General features: G+C 75.0%; 18 protein-coding genes. 14 read left to right on the forward strand and 4 right to left on the reverse strand.

All coding sequences use genetic code 11. The features are described 5' to 3' along the window. Nucleotides 1–4 precede the first annotated feature (4 nt). The 4 genes from IRY44_RS05145 (at nucleotide 5) to IRY44_RS05160 (ending at nucleotide 5,277) form a co-directional block, all read left to right on the forward strand. Nucleotides 5–1,219: a sensor histidine kinase gene (locus tag IRY44_RS05145; RefSeq protein WP_269697089.1), complete on the forward strand. Its 1,215-nt coding sequence runs from the start codon at nucleotides 5–7 to the stop codon at nucleotides 1,217–1,219. Then, on the forward strand, nucleotides 1,216–1,878 hold the full coding sequence (locus tag IRY44_RS05150; RefSeq protein ID WP_194799305.1) for a response regulator transcription factor: 663 nt from the start codon (nucleotides 1,216–1,218) through the stop codon (nucleotides 1,876–1,878). Before IRY44_RS05145 ends, IRY44_RS05150 begins: the two co-directional genes overlap by 4 nt. Before the next feature lie 148 nt (nucleotides 1,879–2,026). Then, nucleotides 2,027–2,791 carry an ABC transporter ATP-binding protein gene (locus IRY44_RS05155; RefSeq protein WP_194799306.1) on the forward strand — a complete coding sequence of 255 codons (765 nt, stop codon included), beginning with the start codon at nucleotides 2,027–2,029 and terminating at the stop codon, nucleotides 2,789–2,791. 5 nt (nucleotides 2,792–2,796) lie between these two features. Then, nucleotides 2,797–5,277 (forward strand): ABC transporter permease, encoded by a 2,481-nt coding sequence (locus IRY44_RS05160; RefSeq protein WP_194799307.1) that lies wholly within the window; start codon nucleotides 2,797–2,799, stop codon nucleotides 5,275–5,277. Nucleotides 5,278–5,338: 61 nt separating this feature from the next. Here the strand turns inward: IRY44_RS05160 and IRY44_RS05165 are convergent, their stop codons facing one another. Continuing rightward, a complete protein-coding gene (locus IRY44_RS05165) occupies nucleotides 5,339–6,712 on the reverse strand; it encodes a serine/threonine-protein kinase (RefSeq protein ID WP_194799308.1) in 1,374 nt (457 codons plus the stop codon). Nucleotides 6,713–7,219: 507 nt separating this feature from the next. Here IRY44_RS05165 and IRY44_RS05170 point away from each other — a divergent pair. The 8 genes from IRY44_RS05170 to IRY44_RS05205 all read left to right on the forward strand — a co-directional run bounded on the left by IRY44_RS05170 (nucleotide 7,220) and on the right by IRY44_RS05205 (nucleotide 14,207). Beyond that, nucleotides 7,220–7,855 (forward strand): RNA polymerase sigma factor, encoded by a 636-nt coding sequence (locus IRY44_RS05170; protein ID WP_194799309.1) that lies wholly within the window; start codon nucleotides 7,220–7,222, stop codon nucleotides 7,853–7,855. Between the two features lies 1 nt (nucleotide 7,856). Next, nucleotides 7,857–8,618, forward strand: a complete 762-nt coding sequence (locus tag IRY44_RS05175; protein WP_194799310.1) for a hypothetical protein — start codon at nucleotides 7,857–7,859, stop codon at nucleotides 8,616–8,618. 154 nt (nucleotides 8,619–8,772) lie between these two features. Further along, on the forward strand, nucleotides 8,773–10,008 hold the full coding sequence (gene egtA, locus IRY44_RS05180; RefSeq protein ID WP_194799311.1) for an ergothioneine biosynthesis glutamate--cysteine ligase EgtA: 1,236 nt from the start codon (nucleotides 8,773–8,775) through the stop codon (nucleotides 10,006–10,008). Continuing rightward, on the forward strand, nucleotides 10,005–11,312 hold the full coding sequence (gene egtB, locus IRY44_RS05185) for an ergothioneine biosynthesis protein EgtB (RefSeq protein WP_194799312.1): 1,308 nt from the start codon (nucleotides 10,005–10,007) through the stop codon (nucleotides 11,310–11,312). Before egtA ends, egtB begins: the two co-directional genes overlap by 4 nt. A gap of 9 nt (nucleotides 11,313–11,321) precedes the next feature. Continuing rightward, nucleotides 11,322–12,068, forward strand: coding sequence for an ergothioneine biosynthesis protein EgtC (gene egtC, locus IRY44_RS05190; RefSeq protein ID WP_194799313.1), 747 nt, complete (start codon nucleotides 11,322–11,324; stop codon nucleotides 12,066–12,068). 32 nt (nucleotides 12,069–12,100) lie between these two features. Further along, nucleotides 12,101–13,066: an L-histidine N(alpha)-methyltransferase gene (gene egtD / locus IRY44_RS05195; RefSeq protein ID WP_194799314.1), complete on the forward strand. Its 966-nt coding sequence runs from the start codon at nucleotides 12,101–12,103 to the stop codon at nucleotides 13,064–13,066. Between the two features lie 227 nt (nucleotides 13,067–13,293). Next, a complete protein-coding gene (locus tag IRY44_RS05200) occupies nucleotides 13,294–13,881 on the forward strand; it encodes a TMEM165/GDT1 family protein (protein ID WP_194799315.1) in 588 nt (195 codons plus the stop codon). A gap of 122 nt (nucleotides 13,882–14,003) precedes the next feature. Then, entirely contained in the window at nucleotides 14,004–14,207 is a 204-nt protein-coding gene (locus tag IRY44_RS05205; RefSeq protein ID WP_194799316.1) for a hypothetical protein, read from the forward strand. Nucleotides 14,208–14,267: 60 nt separating this feature from the next. Here IRY44_RS05205 and nhaA read toward each other — a convergent pair whose 3' ends face one another. Beyond that, entirely contained in the window at nucleotides 14,268–15,569 is a 1,302-nt protein-coding gene (nhaA, locus tag IRY44_RS05210) for a Na+/H+ antiporter NhaA (RefSeq protein ID WP_194799317.1), read from the reverse strand. Between the two features lie 161 nt (nucleotides 15,570–15,730). Next, nucleotides 15,731–17,578, reverse strand: coding sequence for a nucleoside-diphosphate sugar epimerase/dehydratase (locus tag IRY44_RS05215; RefSeq protein WP_194799318.1), 1,848 nt, complete (start codon nucleotides 17,576–17,578; stop codon nucleotides 15,731–15,733). Nucleotides 17,579–17,763: 185 nt separating this feature from the next. On the opposite strand from IRY44_RS05215, the gene IRY44_RS05220 reads away from it, so the two are divergent. Further along, nucleotides 17,764–19,212: a polysaccharide biosynthesis tyrosine autokinase gene (locus tag IRY44_RS05220; protein WP_194799319.1), complete on the forward strand. Its 1,449-nt coding sequence runs from the start codon at nucleotides 17,764–17,766 to the stop codon at nucleotides 19,210–19,212. On the opposite strand, the gene IRY44_RS05225 is transcribed toward IRY44_RS05220, so the two are convergent. Then, on the reverse strand, nucleotides 19,193–19,753 hold the full coding sequence (locus IRY44_RS05225; RefSeq protein WP_194799320.1) for a low molecular weight phosphatase family protein: 561 nt from the start codon (nucleotides 19,751–19,753) through the stop codon (nucleotides 19,193–19,195). The two genes, IRY44_RS05220 and IRY44_RS05225, sit on opposite strands and share 20 nt — an antisense overlap. Before the next feature lie 144 nt (nucleotides 19,754–19,897). Here IRY44_RS05225 and IRY44_RS05230 point away from each other — a divergent pair, with 144 nt between their 5' ends. After that, nucleotides 19,898–21,139 (forward strand): glycosyltransferase family 4 protein, encoded by a 1,242-nt coding sequence (locus IRY44_RS05230; RefSeq protein ID WP_194799321.1) that lies wholly within the window; start codon nucleotides 19,898–19,900, stop codon nucleotides 21,137–21,139. Nucleotides 21,140–21,216: the final 77 nt, after the last annotated feature.

Genomic DNA, 21,216 nt, shown 5'->3' on the forward strand with positions numbered 1-21,216 from the left:
GGTCGTGAACCGCCTGATCCTCGGTCGACCGCTGCGGGGTGTCGCGTTCGACGCGGCAGTCTGCGGCCTCGTCGCGTTCTTCGCGCTGTCCGGCTTCGTCGCCGGGCACACCGGGATCCCGGCGACCGCTGTCGGCCTGGCGATGGCAGCGGTGCTGTTCCTCCGGCGTACCCACCCGTCGGCGGTCGGCGCCCTGGTGGCCGCGCTCGCGCTGGTCCAGGTGATCGCCGGCTGGGGCCCGCTCAGCTACGACATCGCCGTGCTGATCGCCCTCTACAGCGTGGTCAAGTACGCCGACCGGCTCCGCGACGGCATCGCCGCCGGGATCGTCGCCCTGATCGGCGGGGTGCTCGCCGCGCTCCAGACGCCCGGCACCGGTCCCTGGTGGATGGGCGCGGTCTTCTACACCCTGATCGTCGGCGCGGTCTTCCTGGCCGGGCTGAACCTGCGGACCCGCCGGCTCTACGTGCTCAGCCTGGAGGAACGCGCCGCCACGCTGGAACGGGAACGGGAGGCCGAGGCGCGCGCCGCCGTCGCCGAGGAACGCACTCGCATCGCCCGTGAGCTGCACGACGTGGTCGCCCACAGCATGGCCGTGATGATCGTGCAGGCCGACGGGGTGCGGTTCACGCTCGACCGCGATCCGGCCACCGCCCGGGAGGCGGCCAAGGTGGTCGCCGACACCGGCCGGGCGGCGCTGGAGGAGATGCGGCGGCTGGTCGGCGTACTCCGGGAACCGGACCGCCCGGAGCCGGCGCCGGCGGACCAGCCGGCCGCCGAACCGGCGCACCGGCGGCCCGCGCTGGTGGAGCTGCCCGCGTTGCTCGACCGGTTCCGCGCCGCCGGGCTGCGGATCACCTGCGGCGGCGCCGGCACACCGCGGGCGCTGCCGCCCGGCCTGGAGCTGACCCTCTACCGGGTGGTGCAGGAGAGCCTGACCAACGCGCTCAAGCACGCCGGCGTCGGCGCGTCGGTGGAGCTGACGCTGGACTGGGCCGCCGACGCCGTCGTGGTCCGGGCGGTCGACGACGGCGGCGGCGCTCCGGTGGTCCGGCCGGCGCCGTCCGGCGGGCACGGCCTGGTCGGCATGCGGGAACGGGTCGGAGTGTACGACGGCAGCCTCGCCGCCGGACCCACACTCGCCGGTGGCTGGCGGGTACAGGCGCGGCTGCCACTGCCGGCGGGCGCCGGCACCGAGGAAGGGAGCGCGGCGGCGTGACCGTGCGAGTGATGATCGTCGACGACCAGATGCTGGTGCGGGCCGGGTTCCGGATGGTGCTCGACTCCCAGCCGGACCTGGAGGTGGTCGGCGAGGCCATCGACGGCGCGGACGCGCTGCGGGTGCTGGACCGGATCGAGGCCGACGTGGTGGTGATGGACCTGCGGATGCCGACCATGGACGGGGTGGAGGCGACCCGGCGGATCTGCGCCCGGCCGGCCGGGGGCCCGCGCGTGCTGGTGCTCACCACGTTCGACACCGAGGCCGACGCGTTCGCCGCGCTGCGTGCCGGGGCGAGCGGGTTCCTGCTCAAGAACGTGCCGCCGGAGGAACTCATGGCGGCGATCCGGGTGGTGGCACAGGGCGACTCGGTGGTGGCACCGTCGATCACCCGGCGGCTGCTCGACCGGTTCGCCGGGCAGCTCGGTCCCGCGCCGGCCACCGACCCCCGGCTGGCCCAGCTCACCGAGCGGGAGCGAGAGGTGCTGCTGCTGGTGGCGCAGGGGCTCTCCAACGCCGAGATCGCCGCCCGGGTGCACGTCGCGGAGGCGACGGTGAAGACCCACGTGGGCCGCATCCTGGCCAAGCTCCAGCTCCGCGACCGGGTCCAGGCGGTGGTGCTGGCGTACGAGAGCGGCCTGGTCACGCCCGGCGGCTGACCGGCCGTACGTCTCAGGTCGTACGGGTTCCCCCGGTGGGGGACGACCGTGGTCGCACCGAGGTCGAGCGCGCAGGTGGAGATCGACTCAGCGGTGCCGGGCCTAGCGTCGGAACTGTCTTCAGACCGTGTCCGACAGGAGCACCACAGTGTCCGCACCACCGACCACAGGCGTCGCCCTCGCCGCCCGCGCGCTGCGCAAGGAGTACGGCGCCGGCCAGTCCCGCGTCGTCGCGCTCGACGGCGTCGACCTCGATTTGGCCGCCGCCCGGTTCACCGCCGTGATGGGCCCGTCCGGCTCCGGCAAGTCCACACTGCTGCACTGCCTCGCCGGCCTCGACCGGCCGACCGCCGGGGCGGTCCACATCGGCGACGCCGACCTGACGGGCCTGGACGACCGGCGGCTCACCCGGCTGCGCCGGGACCGGATCGGCTTCGTCTTCCAGAAGTTCAATCTGCTGCCCACGCTCACCGCCGAGGAGAACGTCGTCCTCCCGCTGGCCATCGCCGGCCGCCGGCCGGATGCGACCTGGCTGCGTCAGGTGGTGGCCGCGGTGGGCCTGACCGATCGCCTCGGGCACCGCCCGGCGGAGCTGTCCGGCGGCCAGCAGCAGCGCGTCGCGGTGGCCCGCGCCCTGATCACCCGGCCGTGGGTGATCTTCGCCGACGAGCCGACCGGCAACCTCGACTCGCGCTCCGGCGCGGAGGTGCTGCGGCTGCTGCGCGAGGCGGTCGACACGCTCGGCCAGACCGTCGTCATGGTCACCCACGACCCGGCCGCCGCCGCGTACGCCGACCGGGTGGTCTTCCTCGCCGACGGCCGGCTGGTCGACGAACTGCACGCGCCGACGGTCGGCGCGGTCCGGGACGCGCTCAGCCGGCTCGACCCGGCCGTGACCCCGGCGGGGCGGTGACCGGGATGCTGCGCCTGACCCTGCGCCAGGTCCGCGCCGACGGCCTGCGCCTGCTGCTGTCCTCGCTGGCGATCGTGCTCGGCGTCGCGTTCGTCGCCGGCACGCTGATGTTCATCGACGGCATGCGCGCCGGGGCGTACGAGCGGGCCGGTGAGTTCGACAGGCACACCGACCTGGCCGCGTACGCCGAGACCAGCCCGCTGCCCCCGGCGCTCGTGGACCGGGTGCGCGCCGTCGACGGGGTGGCCGCCGCCGCGGGCGAACTGACCGGCTCCGCCGGGGTGGTCGGCCGCGACGGCCGTCCCGTGCTCGGGTACGCGGTCCTCGCCGCGATCCCCACCGAGACGGACCTGCAGTCCTACGACGTGGTCGCCGGGCGGCTGCCGCAGCGCCCCGGCGAGGTGGTGCTCGACGACGAGACCGTCGCCGAGCAGCGCTTCACCGTCGGCGGGCCGGTGTCGATCGGCGGGCAGGACGGCGCGGCCCGCCCGTACACCCTGGTCGGCACCGTCGACGTGGACGGCAGCTCCCGCGACGTCGGCGGCCCGTACATCGGGCTGATCGGACCGGACGCGCTCACCGTCAGCGGCGAGAAGGGCTACGGCCGGATCATGGTGGCGGCGCGGCCCGGGGTGGACACGGCCGCGCTGGCCGACCGGATCCGTGCCGTGCTGGGACCGGACGTGACGGTCCGGGACCGCGACGCCATCCTCGACGCGGCAGTCGACGACGCGGTCCGCGACCTGCGGCAGTTCGGCATGCTGCTGGGCACGTTCGCGGCGGTGGCGGTGGTGGTGGCCGGCTTCGTGATCGCCAACACCTTCGCCATCGTGCTCGCCCAGCGCTCCCGGCGTACCGCGCTGCTGCGCCTGGTCGGCGCCACCCGGGGGCAGATCTACCGGGCCACGCTGTCCGAGGCGGCGGTGACCGGCCTGTTCGCCTCCGCGGCCGGGGTGCTGGCCGGCGCGGCGGTGGCCGGCGGTCTCGGCGTCCTGCTCGCCGGCACCGGCGCGCCGCTCGGCAGCGGGCTCACCCTGACCCCGCGGACGCTGCTGCTCTCGCTGGGGCTGGGGACGCTGCTCACCGTGGCGTCGGCCGCGCTGCCGGCCTGGCAGGGCACCCGCGTCGCCCCGGTTGCCGCGCTCACCGACGCGGCGATCAACCCGGTACGCCCGGCCGGGCGGGTCCGGCTGGCGGTCGGCGCGCTGGCGCTCGCCGCCGGTGTGGCGGCGCTGGCCGGCGCGGGTGCCACCGGCCAGGTGGTGCTGGTCGCGGCCGGCGCGTTGCTGGCCTTCGGCGGCATCGTGGCGTTCGGCCCGGTGCTGGTGCCGGCCCTGGTACGGGTGCTCGGCGGGCCGTTCCGCGCGGCGTTCGGTGCCACCGGCGGGCTGGCCGTGTCGAACGCGGTGCGCAACCCGCGCCGGGTCGCCGCCACCGCGACGGCCATGGTGATCGGCATCGGGCTGGTCTCCGCGTTCGTCGTCGGCGCGGCGAGCGTCAAGTCCGGCATCGAACGCGCGGTGGACGCCCGGATCGGGGTGGACTTCCTGGTCACCGGCATCGGGGGCGACCTGCCGGCCACCGTCGCCGACGATCTGGCCGCCCGCCCGGAGCTGGGTGTGGTGCACGAGCAGCGCAGCCGGGTGGTCGGCGACGTGCAGCTGCGCGCCGCGCATCCGGCGCTGGTCCGGCGCACGCTGTCGGCGGTGGACGCCGGTGACCCGGCGGACCTGGGGCCGGGTTCGGTGCTGGTGCACCGCGAGCTGGCTGCGGCGCGGGGCTGGACGGCGGGCTCCGCGATCACGCTCGCCGGCCGCCCGTTCCGGGTCGTCGCGGTGGTGGCCGACGAGGAGCCGGTCCTGGCCGGCAGCCCGGTGCCCGCCGGTCACCTGGTGGACGTGCTGGACACCGACTTCACCGCCATGTTCCCCAGCGAGCGCGGCTACCTGGCCGAGGTGGACCCGGCCCCCGGGGTGGGTGTCGACGCCGCCCGGACCGCCGTCGAGTCGGTGCTGGCCCGCTATCCGACGGTGAACGTGATGGACCAGGCCGCGTACAAGAAGATGCTCACCGGCACCGTCGACATGGTGCTGGGGTTCGTCACCGCGCTGCTCGGCCTGGCCGTGGTGATCTCGCTGGTCGGGGTCGCCAACACGCTCAGCCTGTCGGTGGTGGAACGCACCCGGGAGACCGCGGTGCTGCGCGCGGTCGGACTGAGCCGGGCCGGGATGCGGGGCGTGCTGGCGGTCGAGGCGGTGCTCACCGCGCTCGTCGGCACGCTGCTCGGCATCGCGCTCGGCACCGGAGCGGCGGCCGGGGCGATGGCAGTGGTGGCCCGCATCGGCGGCGACTTCACGCTGGTGCTGCCCTGGGGACGGATCGGACTGATCGTCGCGGTGGCGGTGGTGGCCGCGCTGCTCGCCTCGGTCCTGCCGGCCCGCCGGGCGCTGTCCCGGCCGGTGGTGGCGTCGCTCGGCGCGGACTGAGCACCGCCGCCCGGACACGGACGAGCCGGCTCCGCCGTGGGCGGGGCCGGCTCGTGGTGGGTCAGGGTTGGGTGGCCGGCTGCCCGCCGGTGTCACCGCCGCCTTCGGTCGGCGGAGTGCTCGGTGGGGTCGTCGTCGGCGTGACCGGTTCCGTCGTCGTCGGCGCGCTCGACGGCGTGCTGCTCGGCTCGGCCGACGGGGCGGGCTCGTCGGTCACGCTCGGCTGCGCCGACGGGGTCGCCGAGGTGCTCGGCGTCACCGAGGGCGTGGCCGACGGCCGGCCACCCGGGCCGACCGGCCGGTAGGTGTACTCGTCGTCGGCCGACGGCTCGTCGGCGACCGGCTCCGCGACCGGGTCGCTCGGCGCCACCGCGGGCGCCGTCTTGTCGATCTTCGTGGCCGGTTCGGCGGTGTCGTTGGCGGCGGCCACGAGCGCGCCCAGCGCGCCCATCGCCACCAGCACCGCGCCCAGCGCGCCGACGAGCGTGCCACGCCGGCCCCGCCGCCGCGACGTCGCCACCGCGGCGCCCGGGCGGACCGCCGGCTGGTCGTCGCGGGACCGCGCCGAGCCCGCCGCGCCGCGCAGCGCCACCGTCGCGGTCGGCGAGTCGGTACGCGCGGCCCGCGCCGCGTCGGCCATCGCCGCGGCGCTCAGGTAACGGTCGGCCGGATCCTTGGCCAGCGCGCGGGAGACCAGCTCCCGCACCGACGCCGGGATCTCCGCCGGCAGCTCCGGCGGTTCGTCGTCGAGATGGCGTACGGCCACCTGGAGCGGATTGTCGCCGGTGAACGGCGGGCTGCCGGTGAGGCAGCAGTACGCGACGGCGCCGAGCGCGTACACGTCGGTGGCGCCCGAGACGGGCCGGCCGGCGGCCTGCTCCGGCGCCATGTAGAGGGCGGTGCCCGGCACCGCGTTCGTGCTGGTGATGCTCGTGACGTTCGTCGACCGGGCCACGCCGAAGTCGACCAGGACCACGGTGCCGTCGTCCTGCACGAGCAGGTTGCTCGGCTTCACGTCCCGGTGCACGATGCCGCGGCCGTGCGCCGCGTGCAGCGCCTGCGCCACCTGCGCCACGATCGACATGGTCTCGGCGACCTCGAGCTGTCCGGCGGTTTCGATCCGCCGCGACAGCGGCTCACCGGCGACGAACTCCATCACCAGGTAGTCGGCCCGGCCGCCGCCGGGCAGGTCGTCCTCGCCGCAGTCGAAGACCTGGACCACGCCGGGGTGGCGCAGCGAGGCCATGATCCGGGCCTCGGAACGGAACCGGGCGATGAAGTCGGGGTCGGACACCAGGGCGGGAAGCAGCACCTTCACCGCGACCGGGCGACCGAGGACAAGGTCGGTGGCACGCCAGACGTCGCCCATGCCGCCGGTGGCGACACGGTCATCGAGGCGGTACCGACCGCTGAGTACGACGTCTGAGGACAGCACCCCCATACCGTACCCACAGCAGGCGCGAAGTATTTCCCGCGATATCCGTGGCCGGTCCGGCCGGCCGTTCGGCCGGGTGTCCGGCACCCGGGACGCCGATCGGCTGATCGTGATCGACCCGGTACGATCGGCCAGAAAGTGACGCGCCCCCGCGCTCGCGGCCCGCCGCCCCCGGCGGGGTTCCGATCCGGGGAGCGTCGCGACCGCCGTCGGTGTTACCCCGACACGCCGGTGATGCAGGTAGACATTTCTCTCTGTTTCTCCGCCGTGCGGAGGCTTGCCGACGCGACCCGCCCGCCCCGGCGTCGGCCCGACTCCCGGCCGCACCCGGACGCCGGTACGGTATGTCCCGCCGACGCCCGTGCCGCGCGGCAGTGTCCACGGCGCACCGCACCCTCGTGCGGGTGCCTGATTCAGCTCACCGGGGGGCCGAGTGCGGATGGCGGTGTGGTCACTGGCACCCGTTGACGCCCGGCTCCGGGTCGTCATCCGGCCGGGGCGGCGCGCGTGACGGCCGAACTGAACGAGGCGGTCGCCGCGGCGCAGGCGGGGGACGAGGAGGCGTTCCGGTTCCTCTACCGCAGCCTGCAACCCGCGCTGCTGCGCTACCTGACCGCCCTCGTCGGCGCCGACGCCGAGGACGTGGCCTCGGAGGCGTGGCTCCAGATCTCCCGCGACCTGCCGTCGTTCACCGGTGGCGAGTTCCGCGCCTGGGTGGTCACCATCGCCCGCAACCGGGCCATGGACCATCTGCGCCGGCAGCGGCGGCGGCCCTCCGTGCCGGTGCCGGTGCAGGCCCTCAACGACCTGGTCGCCGACGTCGACACCGCCGACCGGGCCGGTGAGGCCATCGCTACCGAGAGCGCGCTCGCGCTGATCCGTACGCTGCCGCCGGCCGAGGCCGAGGCGGTGATGCTGCGGGCCGTCATCGGCCTGGACGCGGAGACCGCCGGGCGGGTGCTGGGCCGGCGGGCCGGCGCGGTGCGCACCGCCGCGCACCGCGGCCTGCGCCGGCTCGCCGCGCTGCTGGAGCGCTCGGCGGCGCAGGCCGCGCCGGCGGACACCCGGGACGCCGTCGCGCCGCGTCCCCGGACCGAGCGCCAGGTGCCGCACGCGCCCGAGGCCGAACCGGCGGAGGGCTGACGTGAGGGGAGACGACGGCATGCACGCTCGCCGGTCCGTCGGGCCCGCCGACCGGGCGGAATCCGACCGGCTGCTCGACGCCGCTCGCGCCGGCACGCCGCCGGGCGCCGACGCCGACCCGCTGACCCGGCTGCTGTCCGCTGCGGCCGGACCGGCCGGCCCGGACGAGGTCGCCGGGGAGGAGCAGGCGCTCGCCGCCTTCCGGGCGGCCCGCGCCGGGACCGCGCCGGCGCCGGTGATCGCGCCGCGCCCGCGCCGGCGCCTGCGGATCGCCGCCGCGCTGGCCGGTCTCGCCGCCACCGCCGTCGCCGGGGTGGCGTTCGCCGCCGTGCGCCTGGACCACGACCCGGAGCCGGTGGTGCCGCCCGCGACGACGGCCGCCCCCACCGGCGCCGGACCGACGGGGACCGGCCCCGCCGTCACCGGGCCGTCCCGGCCGGCACCGAGCACGCCGGCCGGTGACGCGTCCGGCGCGGAGTCCCCGCCGGTGCCGGCCCCGTCCGGCACGCCGAGCGCCAAGGGCCGGCCATCCGCGCCCCCGGACGGTGGGGCGAGCCTGGCCGGCCACTGCCGCGCCTACCTGGCCAAGCCGGAACGACAGCGGGAGAAGGCGCTCACCAAGCCGGGCTTCGCCGACCTGGTGGCCGCCGCCGGCGGCCCCGAGCAGGTGGAGAGCTACTGCCGCAACCTCGTGGGCGCGTCGCCGGAGAGCCCGGACGACGCGCCGGAGCCCGAGCGCCCGGGCCGGGAAGCGGACGACTGAGCGGCGCGGCGCAATCAGATTCCGGACAAAAATTCATCTCTCCGGGCAAGCGGATCTCGTCTGCTAGACAGAGGATGGTGGGGCGGCGTGCCGTGCCGTCCCGGCCGGCGCGTCGCGACGACGTCGTCGCCCATCGCCGAGGAGGAGCCGTCCCGTGGTGATGTCGCCGGACCTGGACCGCGCAGTCGTCCTGGGGGACGAGGAGGCGGCCCGGGGCCACCTCGCCCGGATCTGCTTCAAGACCGGCCCACCCGCACTCGTCGGCGTCGAACTGGAATGGACCGTGCACGACGCCGCGGACCCGGCCCGGCCGGTCGACCGCGAGCGACTACGCGAGGCGCTGGGGCGGCACAGCCCGGTGACCCTCGACCCCACCAGCCCGGCCGACGAGCTCCGGCACGGCGGCGCCGTGACCGTGGAGCCCGGCGGGCAGGTGGAGATCTCCGCGACGCCGCGATCGTCGGTCGGCGCCCTCATCCTGGCCACCGAGGCCGACGTCGCCGAGCTGCGGGCCCGGCTCGACGCCGCCGGCCTGGTGCTCGGCCGCAGCGGCATCGACCCGTGGCGCCTTCCCCGGCCCGTCGTGGAGACCCCCCGGTACCGCGCCATGCGCTGCGCCTTCGACCGGCGTGGCCCGGCGGGACGGGCGATGATGTACAGCACCGCCGGGCTCCAGGTCTGCCTGGACGCGGGCGAGCCGGAGCACCTGGCGCAGCGCTGGGCCGCCGCGCACGCCGTCGGCCCGCCGCTGCTCGCCGCCTTCGCCACCGCCGACCGGCACGCGGGCCGCCGGACCGGCTGGGCCTCCGCCCGGATGGCCACCTGGCTGGCCATCGACCCGGCCCGCACCCGTCCGGTCTGGTCGCCCGAGCGCGCCGACGAGGACCCGGTGGCGACCTGGACCCGGTACGCGCTCGCCGCGCCGCTGCTGTGCGTACGTGGCGACGGCCCGGACTGGACCGCGCCGCCCGGTGTCACGTTCGCCGACTGGCTGGCCGGGGCACTGCCCCGCCCGCCCACCACCGGCGACCTGGAATACCACCTCAGCACGCTGTTCCCGCCGGTCCGCCCGCGCGGCTACCTGGAGCTGCGCTACCTGGACACCCAGCCCGGCCCGGAGTGGACGGTGCCGCTGGCCGTGCTCACGTCGCTCTTCACCGACCCGGCCACCACCCGGGACGCGCTGGCGGCGGCCGGCCCGGTCGCCGACCGGTGGCGCGCGGCGGCCCGGTGCGGGCTGGCCGAGCGTCCGCTGGCGAGCGCCGCGGCGGCGCTGTTCGACCTGGCCCTGACGGCCCTGCCGAGGCTCGGCCTGCCGGAGGGCATCCACGACGAGACCGATCGAGCGATCCGGCGGCACCGCGCCGCCGCGGAGAGGGGACACCGGTGACCACCATCGAGCGACTACGCGACCGGATCGCCGCGGAACTGGAGCGGACCCGGGCCCGTACCGCGCTGCTGACCGACGCGGTGGACGACGACGACCTGGTGCGGCAGCACTCCACGCTGATGTCGCCGCTGGTCTGGGACCTGGCGCACGTCGGCAACCAGGAGGAACTGTGGCTGGTCCGCGACGTCGGCGGCCGCGAACCGGTGCGCCACGACATCGACGACCTGTACGACGCGTTCAAGCAGCCCCGCAAGGACCGCCCGGCGCTGCCGCTGCTGCCGCCGGCCGAGGCCCGCGCCTACGTGCGTACGGTCCGCGACAAGGTGTTCGACCTGCTCGACGGCATCCGCTTCACCGAGCGTCCGCTCGTCGCCGACGGGTTCGCGTTCGGCATGATCGTGCAGCACGAGCAGCAGCACGACGAGACCATGCTCGCCACCCACCAGCTACGCGCGGGCGCCCCGGTGCTGGACGCGCCGCCCCCGCCGGAGCCCCGGGCCCGGGTCGGCGGCGAGGTACGGGTGCCGGCCGGGCCGTTCACCATGGGCACCTCCACCGACCCGTGGGCGCTGGACAACGAGCGCCCGGCGCACACCGTCGACCTGCCCGCGTACGTCATCGACGCCGCGCCGGTGACGAACGGTCAGTACCGGGCGTTCATCGCCGACGGCGGGTACGACGAGCCGCGCTGGTGGAGCGAGGCGGGCTGGCGGCACCGCGTCGAGGCGGACCTGAGCGCGCCGATGCACTGGCGGCGCGACGGGGACGGGTGGGCGTACCGCCGGTTCGGCCGCTGGTCGCCGGTACGCGACGACGAGCCGGTGGTGCACGTCTGCTGGCACGAGGCGCAGGCGTACGCGGCGTGGGCCGGCAAGCGGCTGCCCACTGAAGCGGAGTGGGAGAAGGCGGCCCGCTGGGATCCGGCGTCCGGCCGGTCCCGGCGCTACCCGTGGGGGGACGAGGATCCGGGCACCGAGCACGCCAACCTGGGGCAGCGTCACCTGTGGCCGGCGCCGGTGGGCGCGTACCCGGCGGGCGCCTCGCCGCTGGGCGTGCACCAGCTCGTCGGCGACGTGTGGGAGTGGACCTCCTCGCCGTTCCGGGGTCACCCGGGCTTCACCGCGTTCCCGTACCGGGAGTACTCGGAGGTCTTCTTCGGCGACGACCACCGGGTGCTGCGGGGCGGTTCGTTCGGCACCGACCGATCCGCCTGCCGGGGCACGTTCCGCAACTGGGACTACCCGATCCGGCGGCAGATCTTCAGCGGTTTCCGCTGCGCCCGTGACGCCGGCCCGGAGGAGTGAGCCGGCCCGATGTGCCGTCACCTCGCGTACCTCGGTCCACCCGTGCTGCTGTCCAGCCTGCTGTTCGACCCGCCGTACGGGCTGCTGCGCCAGTCGTGGGCGCCGCGTGACATGCGCGGCGGCGGCACCATCAACGCCGACGGCTTCGGTGTCGCCTGGTATCCCGGTGACGGCGACCCGGTCCGCTACCGGCGGGCCCAGCCGATGTGGAGCGACACCACGCTGCCGGAACTGGCCGCCGTGACGCGGGTGCGGGCGGTGCTGGCCGCGGTCCGCTCGGCCACCGTCGGCATGCCGCTGCACGAGACCGCCGCCGCCCCCTTCGCCGAGGGGCGGTGGCTGTTCAGCCACAACGGCGTGGTGCGGGGCTGGCCGGACAGCCTGGTCCCGCTCGCCGCCGGCCTGCCCGTCCGCGACCTGATCACCCTGGACGTGCCGACCGACTCGGCGCTGCTGTGGGCGCTGGTCCGGCACCGGCTGCGGGCCGGCGTGCCGCCGGACGAGGCGGTGGCGGACACCGTCGCGGCGGTGACCGCGGCCGCTCCCGGCTCGCGGCTGAACCTGCTGCTCACCGACGGTACGACGGTGGTGGCGAGCACGGCCGGGCACGCGCTGTCGGTGCGCCGCGGCGCGGACTCGGTGCTGCTGGCGTCCGAACCGTTCGACGACGACCCGGCCTGGCGGGCCGTGCCGGACGGCCGGCTCGTGGTGGCGACCACGGGCGGGCTCGACGTGCGGGAGACGACCGCCGCCTGACGATCAGTACCCACCGCAAGAGAGGACACTCGATGAGCGCGGAGCCGCTGGAGATCCACCTGGAGCAGCAGGACCTCGACCGTGGGTTGCGGGAGGACGTACGGGTCGGGCTGGCCGCGGCGCCGAAGTGGCTGCCGCCGAAGTGGTTCTACGACGCCCGGGGCAGCGAGCTGTTCGAGGAGATCACCCGCCTGCCGGAGTACTACCCGACCCGGGCCGAGCGGGCGGTGCTGGCCGCGCACGCCGACGACGTCGCCACCATGACCGGCGCGAAGACGCTGATCGAGCTGGGTTCGGGCTCGTCGGAGAAGACCCGGCTGCTGCTCGACGCGTTCACCCGCCACGGCGACCTGGGCACGTTCGTGCCGCTGGACGTGTCGGTGAGCGCGCTGCGGTCGTCCACCGAGCAGATCGCCGCCGCGTACCCGGGGCTGCGGGTGCGGGGGATCGTCGGCGACTTCACCCGCCACCTGGACCGGCTGCCCACCGGCGGCCGGCGCCTGGTGGCGTTCCTCGGCGGCACGATCGGCAACCTGCTGCCGATGGAGCGGGCCGAGTTCCTCACCGCGATGCGCGCGGCGCTGGAGACCGGCGACTGGCTGCTGGTCGGCACCGACCTGGTCAAGGACCCGGGCGTGATCGTGCCCGCCTACGACGACGCGGCGGGCGTGACCGCCGAGTTCAACCGCAACGTGCTGCGGGTGATCAACCGCGAGCTGGGCGCGGACTTCGACGTCGACGCGTTCCGGCACGTGGCGGTCTGGGATAACGAGCGGGAGTGGATCGAGATGCGGTTGCGCGCCGAGCACCCGACCCGGGTGCGGGTGCTGGACACCGACGTGGTGTTCGCCGCCGGTGAGGAGCTGCGGACCGAGGTGTCGGCCAAGTTCCGGCCGGAGGGGATCGCGGCCGAGCTGACCGCCGCCGGGTTCGACAGGCGGGCGTTCTGGACCGATCCGGACGGGCTGTTCGGGGTGAACCTGGCCCGCGCCGACTGAGGGCCGCAGTGGCCCCGGCCACACCCGGTGACCGGGGCGGCGGGTGATCGGTTAGGCTGGCGGCGCGAAGGGGAGTAGCCCCCAATGTCGTGGTCGACACACTGGTGCGTTCCGCATCCGGCCACGCGGCCCCGGTCTCCGGGGCGGGCGAGACCTTCGACTCAGGCTGTCGCAGCCGGGTCGAGGGCGCCCCCGTTCCTCCTCCCGGCTTGATCGGGAAGGTTCACATGGAGGGTTTCCTCGTCGCGCTGGTGGTCAGCTTCGGCGTCATCTTCGTCGCCGAGCTGGGCGACAAGTCCCAGCTCATGGCTCTGACGTTCGCCACGCGGTTCAAGCCGGTGCCGGTGCTCATCGGCATCACTGTCGCCACCGCCGTCGTCCACCTGGCCTCGGTGGCCATCGGGTACGGCCTGAACGCGGCCCTGCCCACCGACTGGATCTCGCTCATCGCCGGTCTGGCGTTCCTCGGCTTCGGTGCCTGGACGCTGCGCGGCGACAAGCTGACCGAGGAGGAGAAGCGCAAGGCCGAGCGCGGCGGCCGGTCCGCGGTCATCGCCGTCGGTGTGGCGTTCTTCCTGGCCGAGCTGGGCGACAAGACCATGCTCGCCACCATCACGCTGGCCACCAAGTACGGCTGGTTCGGCACCTGGCTCGGCTCGACGCTCGGCATGGTGGCGGCGGACGCGCTGGCGATCCTGGTGGGCCGGATGCTCGGCCGGCACCTCCCGGAGCGGACCATCCGCTACGGCGCGGCGGTGCTGTTCGCCATCTGCGGCCTCTGGCTGATCTTCGAGGCGGTCTCCGAGCTGACCTGACGTGAGTGGTGCGGCGGCGCCCGATGATCGGAGAGCGCTCCGGTGGGTAAGCAGCCCGGGTGAGCGCCGTGGCGGTGACCGCCCGGCGGAGGACGAATCGGCACGACCGGGAGGTTCCGCCCATGAGCAGGCACGACGAGCCCAACGAGTACGGCTTCGCCGGAGGCGCCACCGCGCCGGAGCCGCCGCCGGGCGGGCGCGAGGACGAGCAGGACCGCGCCGAGCAGGTGGCAGTGCCCGGTGACGACCTCACCGGGCCGGCCGCCGAGGCGCTCGAGGAACCGGAGCGCAAGCGCGAGCCGCGGCCGGCCGAGCGCCGTCGCTGAGGCGTACCGCGTCGAGGGTGGCGGCGGGCGTGACCGGATGGTCGCGCCCGCCGTGCCGGTTCAGGCCGGGCCCTCCTGGTACACGTCCGGTACGCCGTCACCGTCGGCGTCCCGGCTCTCCCGCTCGCTGATCCGCCGGTAGACCCGGTTGCGGCGCACCAGCACCACCGAGGCCAGCAGGGCGGAGATCAACGAGCCGAGCAGCACGGCCACCTTGACGCCGTCCTCCTCCGGGCTGCCGGCACCGAACGCCAGTTCGCCGATGAGCAGCGACACGGTGAAGCCGATGCCGGCCAGCAACGCCAGCCCGAGCAGGTCGGCCCAGGTGATCTCCTCGTCCAGTTCGGCCCGGGTGAACCGGGCGAGCAGGTACGTCGACCCGAAGACGCCGATCACCTTGCCGAGCACCAGCCCGGCGGCCACCGCGATCACCACCGGGTTGGTGAGCACGCCGCCCACGTCCACGCCGACCAGCGTCACCCCGGCGGCGAAGAAGGCGAAGACCGGCACGGCCAGGCCGGCGGAGACCGGCCGCCAGCGGTGCTCGAGCCGCTCGGCCAGGCCGGGCGCGCCGTCGCGGCTGCGCAGCACCGGCACTGTGAAACCGAGCAGCACGCCCGCCACCGTGGCGTGCACGCCGGAGGCGTGCACGAGCGTCCAGGCGGCCACCGCGAGCGGGATCAGCGCCCACCACCAGGTCCGCCGCCGCTGCACCAGCAGCCCGAACGCGGCGATCGGCAGCAGCGCGGCGAGCAGCGGCAGCGGGTGGAACGCGTCGGTGTAGAAGACCGCGATGATGGTGATCGCGAAGAGGTCGTCGACCACGGCGAGGGTCAGCAGGAACGCGCGCAGCCCCTGCGGCAGGTGGGAGCTGATCACGGCGAGCACGGCGAGCGCGAAAGCGATGTCGGTGGCGGTGGGGATGGCCCATCCGCGCAGGCCGGCGCCGCCGGCGCTGAGCGTCACGGCCAGGTAGATCAACGCCGGCGCGATCATGCCGCCGAGCGCGGCGACCACCGGCAACGCGGCCCGCCGGGGGTCGCGCAGGTCACCGGCGACGAACTCGCGCTTGAGCTCCAGGCCGACCACGAAGAAGAAGATCGCCAGCAGCCCGTCGGCGGCCCAGGTGCGCAGGTCGAGGTCGAGGTGCAGCCCGGCGCCGCCGGGCCAGGGCACCCAGTGGCTCAGTTCGGCGTACGCGGCGCGCCACGGCGAGTTGGCCCAGATCAGGGCGAGGACCGCGCCGAGCAGCAGCAGGCCGCCGCCGACGGTCTCGGTGCGCAGTACGTCGGCCAGGAAGCGGGCCTCCGGCCAGGAGCGGCGGGACAGCAGGCGCGAGCGGTGCGGGGTGTGCTGGGGCATGTGGCGTCCGTTCGGGAGCTGGGGTCGGCGGAACCATCGCCGACCAGGCTTCCCGGCACACCGGGATCAACCCTAACGGGCGCCGCCACCCGCGGCGAGCCGTGCCGGCCGATGGGACGCCCGTCTCACCACTCGGGCGGAGCGTCCCATCGGCCGGCGGGTCAGCGTTGCCCGGGCAGAGCCGGCAGGGACGCCCCGACCGGGTCGCAGAACGCGGCCATCCACTTCATCAGCTCGTCCGCGTCGGCGTAGGGGTCGAGCCCGCGCACCTCGTCCGGGTCCAGCTCGGGCACCGGTACGTGGGAGATCAGCGGGTGCAGCGGCCGGGTGTCCACCTCGTCGGCGCCGAACAGGTGCTCGTGCAGCTTCTCGCCCGGCCGCAGACCGGTGAAGACGATCTCCACCGGGCGGTCCGCCTCGGCGGCGAGCCGGCGGGCCACGTCGGCGATCCGGACCGGCTCGCCCATGTCGAGCACCAGCGCCTCGCCGCCCCGGCCGATCATCGCGGCCTGGAGCACCAGGTGCACCGCCTCCTGCACGGTCATGAAGTACCGCGTCACGTCGGGGTGGGTGACGGTGATCGGCACCCCGGCGCGGATCTGCGCCTGGAACGCGGTGAGCACCGAGCCGCGGCTGCTGAGCACGTTGCCGAACCGGACGCTCAGGTACCGGCCGCCGAGCCGCTGCGCGTGGTACGCCGTGAGCCGCTCGGTGATCCGCTTGGAGTAGCCGAGGACGCTCGCCGGGTTGGCCGCCTTGTCGGTGGAGATGTTCACGAACTCGGCGACGTCCCGGCACGCCTCCAGCACGTTCAGCGTACCCAGGATGTTGGTCTTGATCGCTTCCCCGGGGTGGCGCTGGAGCAGCGTGAGGTGCTTCAGCGCCGCGGCGTGGAACACCACGTCGGGCTGCCGGTCGGCGATCACCCGGGCGATGCCCTCGGCGTCGCGGATGTCGGCCAGGATCAGCTCCGGCCCGTCCAGCAGCGCGCGCCCGTGCAGGGACATCTGCAGGGCGTGCAGCGCGGACTCGTCCCGGTCGAGCATCATCAGCTCGTCCGGCTCGCAGCGGGCGATCTGCCGGCACAGTTCCGAGCCGATCGAGCCACCGGCGCCGGTGACGAGCACCCGGCGTCCGGCCAGCCCGCCGCGCTCGACGCTCAGCTCGGCCACCCGGTGCGCGCGGCCCAGCAGGTCGGTGAGCTGAAGGTCGCGTACGTCGGTGGCGGCCACCGGACGGTCGAGGACCTCGCGTACCGGCGGCAGGACCTTGAACGCCGCCCCGGCCTCCAGCGTGCGGGTGCGCACGTCGCGCAGCAGCTGCGGGTCGGAGCCGCTCATCGAGAAGATGACGGTGCTCGCCCGGGTGGCCCGGACGGCGATGCCGGTCTGCTCCCGGCCGCCGAGCACGCGCAGCCGCTCCAGCCGCAGGCCGCGGCTGTCGGGTGCGTCGTCGAGCAGACCCACCGGCCGGTAGCTGCTGTCCGGGTCGTGCAGCAGCGCCCGGACGAGCCGCTCGCTCGCCGCGTCCACCCCGTAGATCAGGCAGCGCTCGGCGTGTCCCGCGGCGGGTGGCCGGCGGTCGGCGTGGGCCCGCCAGAGCCCGCGAGCGGTCGCCATCACCACGAGCGCCACCGCGCCGCCGACCAGCGGCGTGCTGGCCGGCACCGGGTGCTCCGTCCACGGCAGCAGGGCGACGAAGCCGACGGCCGCGACGAGCGCGACGGTGGTGGCCAGGCCCTGCGCGTCGCCGGCGCTGCCGATCGGATACCGGCCGTAGAGCCGGGACCGCAGCAGCGTGAGCGCGGCGTACAGCGCGGCGCAGGCCAGCGCCACGCCGAGCGTACGGGCGCTGGCGGCGGCGGTGAGGTCGAACTCGTACCGCGTCCAGGCGGCGCCGAGAAAACCGCCGCACCACGCGGCCGTGTCCAGCGTTAACAGGGAAAGGGTGGCGGCGCGGTGGGTGATCCGGCCGGGGGGTCGAACGGCTGTGATCGCATCACGATCCATGAGCTGCCCTCTACGTCCTATCCGTATTGAAAGGATTAGACCGTCTGTGCCTGTTCGGTCGTTTACTGTCGTCCAGTCACGTAACGTCGTGAATAGGCGATTCGATCCTGGCACGGCAACTGGGGTTTTTAGGGGGCTTTCGTGCAGTTTCATCGGCAGACCGGCGTGTCGCGAGGGGGAGCGTGATGGACGTTCTCGGCTACCTGCGCCTGGTCCGACGCCACTGGTGGATCGTGCTGGTGACGGTGATGCTCGGTCTGGGCGCCGCCGCGCTGGTGACGGTCCGGACGGCGCCTCGGTACGAGGCCTCGGTGACCTTCTTCGTCACCACGCCCAGCCAGGGGGTCACCGACGCCTACCAGGGCGGCCTATTCCTCCAGCAGCGGGTGAAGTCCTACGGTGACCTGCTCACCAGCGACCGGCTGGCGCAGAGCGTGGTGGCCGACGCGCCGCTCGGCCTGACCGCCGACCAGGTGCGCAGCCGGATCCACACCACCGCCACGACCGGCACGGTCCTGCTCCAGGCGACGATCACCGACACCGACCAGACCCGGGCGCTGAAGACCACCGAGATGCTCGCGACCAAGTTCACCGAGCTGGTCCGCAAGGTCGAGACGCCGCCTGACGGCAAGGCCCCGCCCATCAAGATCGAGGTGGTCAGCGGTCCCCGGGTCACCTCCGACCCGGTCTCGCCCCAGCCCACCCGCAACCTGGTCCTGGGCGGTCTGCTCGGCCTGCTGCTCGGCGCCGGCCTCGCAGTGCTGCGCGGGGTGGCCGACGTCCGGATGCGCGACGGCGCCGGGCTGCAACGGGTGACCGGCAGCCCGCTGCTCGGCGAGATCCCGTACGAGACCGGCGCGCGGTCGGCGCCGCTGATCGTCGGCGACGCGGCCACCTCCGCCCGGGCCGAGGCGGTCCGCAAGCTGCGTACCAACCTGCGCTTCGTGGACGTGCACGAGCCGGCCCGGGTCATCGCGGTGACCAGCGCGCTGCAGGGCGAGGGCAAGACCACGATGGCCTGCAACACCGCCATCGCGCTGGCCGAGGCGGGCTGGCGGGTGCTGCTGATCGACGCCGACCTGCGCCGCCCCAAGGTCGCCGACTACCTCGGGCTCGACGGCGGTGTCGGCCTCACCGACGTGCTCGTCGGTGACGTCCAGGTCGGTGACGTGGTGCAGCGCTGGGGCGAGAAGTCCCTGCTGGTGCTGCCCAGCGGCGCCACCCCGCCCAACCCGAGCGAGCTGCTCGGCTCCAAGTCCATGGCGGACCTGCTGGTCGCGCTGCGGGACTCGGCGGACATCGTGGTCATCGACACCGCGCCGCTGCTGGCGGTCACCGACGGTGTGGTGGTGGCCGTGCAGGCCGACGGCGCGCTGCTGGTGACCCAGCAGGGGCGTACCTCCCGCAGCCAGGTCGCCGCGGCGGCGCACGCGCTCAGCTCGGTGTCGGTGCGCCTGCTCGGCTGCGTGCTCAACATGGCCAAGGTGGCCAAGGCGGACGCCTACCAGTACGAGGCGTACAAGGTGGTCGTGCCACCCGCGGCGCCCTCCGTACCGGCCGACCGGGCCGGCACCCGGCGGGGCGCGAAGGCCGTGGGCGACCGGACGCAGGAACTCACCCGGCTTTCGCGATGAGTGCGAGCACGGGCCGGATCGACCGCTCGATCTCCTCGGCACACCGCCGGAAGTCGGCGGGCGAGCCGCCGATCGGGTCGTGCAGGTCCTCCGCGTCGGGGGCGGCGGGTTGCAGCCGCCCCCGGGCGCGGACCGCGGCCGACACCGCCGCGCGCAACGGCGTGCCCGCGTCCGCCTCCGCCTCGGCAGGGCGGGCCTCCGCGGCCAGCCGGGCGAACTGCCGCAGCGTGAACGTCCGGGTCAGCGCGGCCGGCGCCAGCGAGGTACAGGCCGAGCGTTGCCGGCGGGTCGCGGTCAGCACCAGCGCCGCACCGGTCAGGTGCTCGGCGCGCAGCCGGCGGGTCCGGAAGGCCGCCGGGTCCGCGCCGGTGGCCGCGGTCACCTCGACCGCGTACGGGTGCATGACCGCCCCGTCGATCGCGTCGGTTCCCGCGCTGGCCACCGTCAGCGGCAGGCCGGCCAGCATGCGGCGGGCGATGAACTCCGCCATCGGTGACCGGCACATGTTCGCGTGGCAGACGAAGAGCACCTCGTCGACCATCTGCACCCCTCTCGTCGGCAGGGTCGCGACGGAGGGTGCCGCGACGGCGTTCTTCCGGCGGTCGCGGCCGGACGCAGAGGGGATGCGGGAATGGTACGCGGTGCGGCGCCCGGCCGTCCGGAAAGCCGCGCCGGGAGCGCGGTCATGAGGGTCGGCATCCTCACCTACCACTTCCCGCCGGAGCCGGCGTTCGTCCCGGGCAGCCTGGCCGAGGAGCTGGTGGCCCGGGGTCACGAGGTACGGGTGCTTACCGGCTTCCCGGACTACCCGGGCGGTCACGTCTATCCCGGCTGGCGGCAGCGCTGGCGGCACCAGACGCACAGCGAGCGGCTGACCGTGCGCCGGGTGCCCCGCTACGCCGCGGGCGACGGCTCCGCCCGTGCCCGTACCGCGAGCTGGCTCTCCTTCGCCGGCAGCGCCGCGCTCGCCGGACGGGGCCTGCTGCGCGACGTCGATGTGCTCTACGTCTACGGGCACCCGGCGGTCACGTTCGCCGCCACCGGGCTGCTGCGGCTGCTCGGCCGTACGCCGACGGTCCTGCACGTGCAGGACGTGTGGACGGAGCGGGACGGTCGTGCGGCGCCGGACGGCGGCTGGTCGGCGCGGCTGGAGTCCGCCTCCCGCCGCCTCTACCGGGAGGCGGCGGTGGTGGCCGTCGGTTCGCCGTCGATGGCGGATCTGGTCCGCGCCGGTGGGGCCGCCCCGGGCCGGGTGCGCACGGTGCCGAACTGGACCGACGAGCGCATCTTCCGCCCCACCCAGGCCGGTCCGGCGGTGCGGCGGCTGGTCCGCCGGGACGACCGCTGCGTGGTGATGCACGCCGGGACGATCGGCGCGCACCAGGATCTGGAGACGGCGGTCCGGGCGGCTGCGGCGCTCGGCGACCGGATGGATCTGGTGCTCGTCGGTTCCGGTCCGCAGGAGCGGCGGGTGCGGGGGCTCGCCGCCGATCTCGGCGCGGACAACGTCAGGTTCCTGGAGCGACGGTCCGCGGTGGACATGCCGCAGCTGTACGCCGCCGCCGACTACCAGCTCGTGGCCCAGCGCGACCTGCCGGAGCTGCGGGGCCGGGTGCCCGGCAAGCTGCAGGCCGCGCTCTCCTGCGCCGCACCGGTGGTCGCCTCCGCGGCGGGGGAGACGGCGGAGCTGGTGGAGCGGGCCCGCGCCGGCCTGTCCTGCCCGCCGGAGGACTGGGCGGCGCTGGCCGACCGCTTCTGGCTGGCCGCCGCCATTCCGCCGGCCGCCCGGCTCGACATGGGCAGGCGGGGCCGCGACGCGTACCTGCGGGACATGTCGTTGCGAGCCGGGGTGGACCGGATCGAGGCGCTGCTGCACGAGGCGGCCGAGCGGTCCTCGAACCGAACGAAGCTCGCACCCAGCCGATAAGACGGCAGAGTGTCGAATAACGCCTCGAACAGGGACTTTCTCGTGCTAAAAAGCACTCGATCGCGAATTGTGTCCGA

Source organism: Micromonospora sp. ANENR4 (genome assembly GCF_015354395.1).
GTDB classification, from domain to species: domain Bacteria; phylum Actinomycetota; class Actinomycetes; order Mycobacteriales; family Micromonosporaceae; genus Micromonospora; species Micromonospora aurantiaca.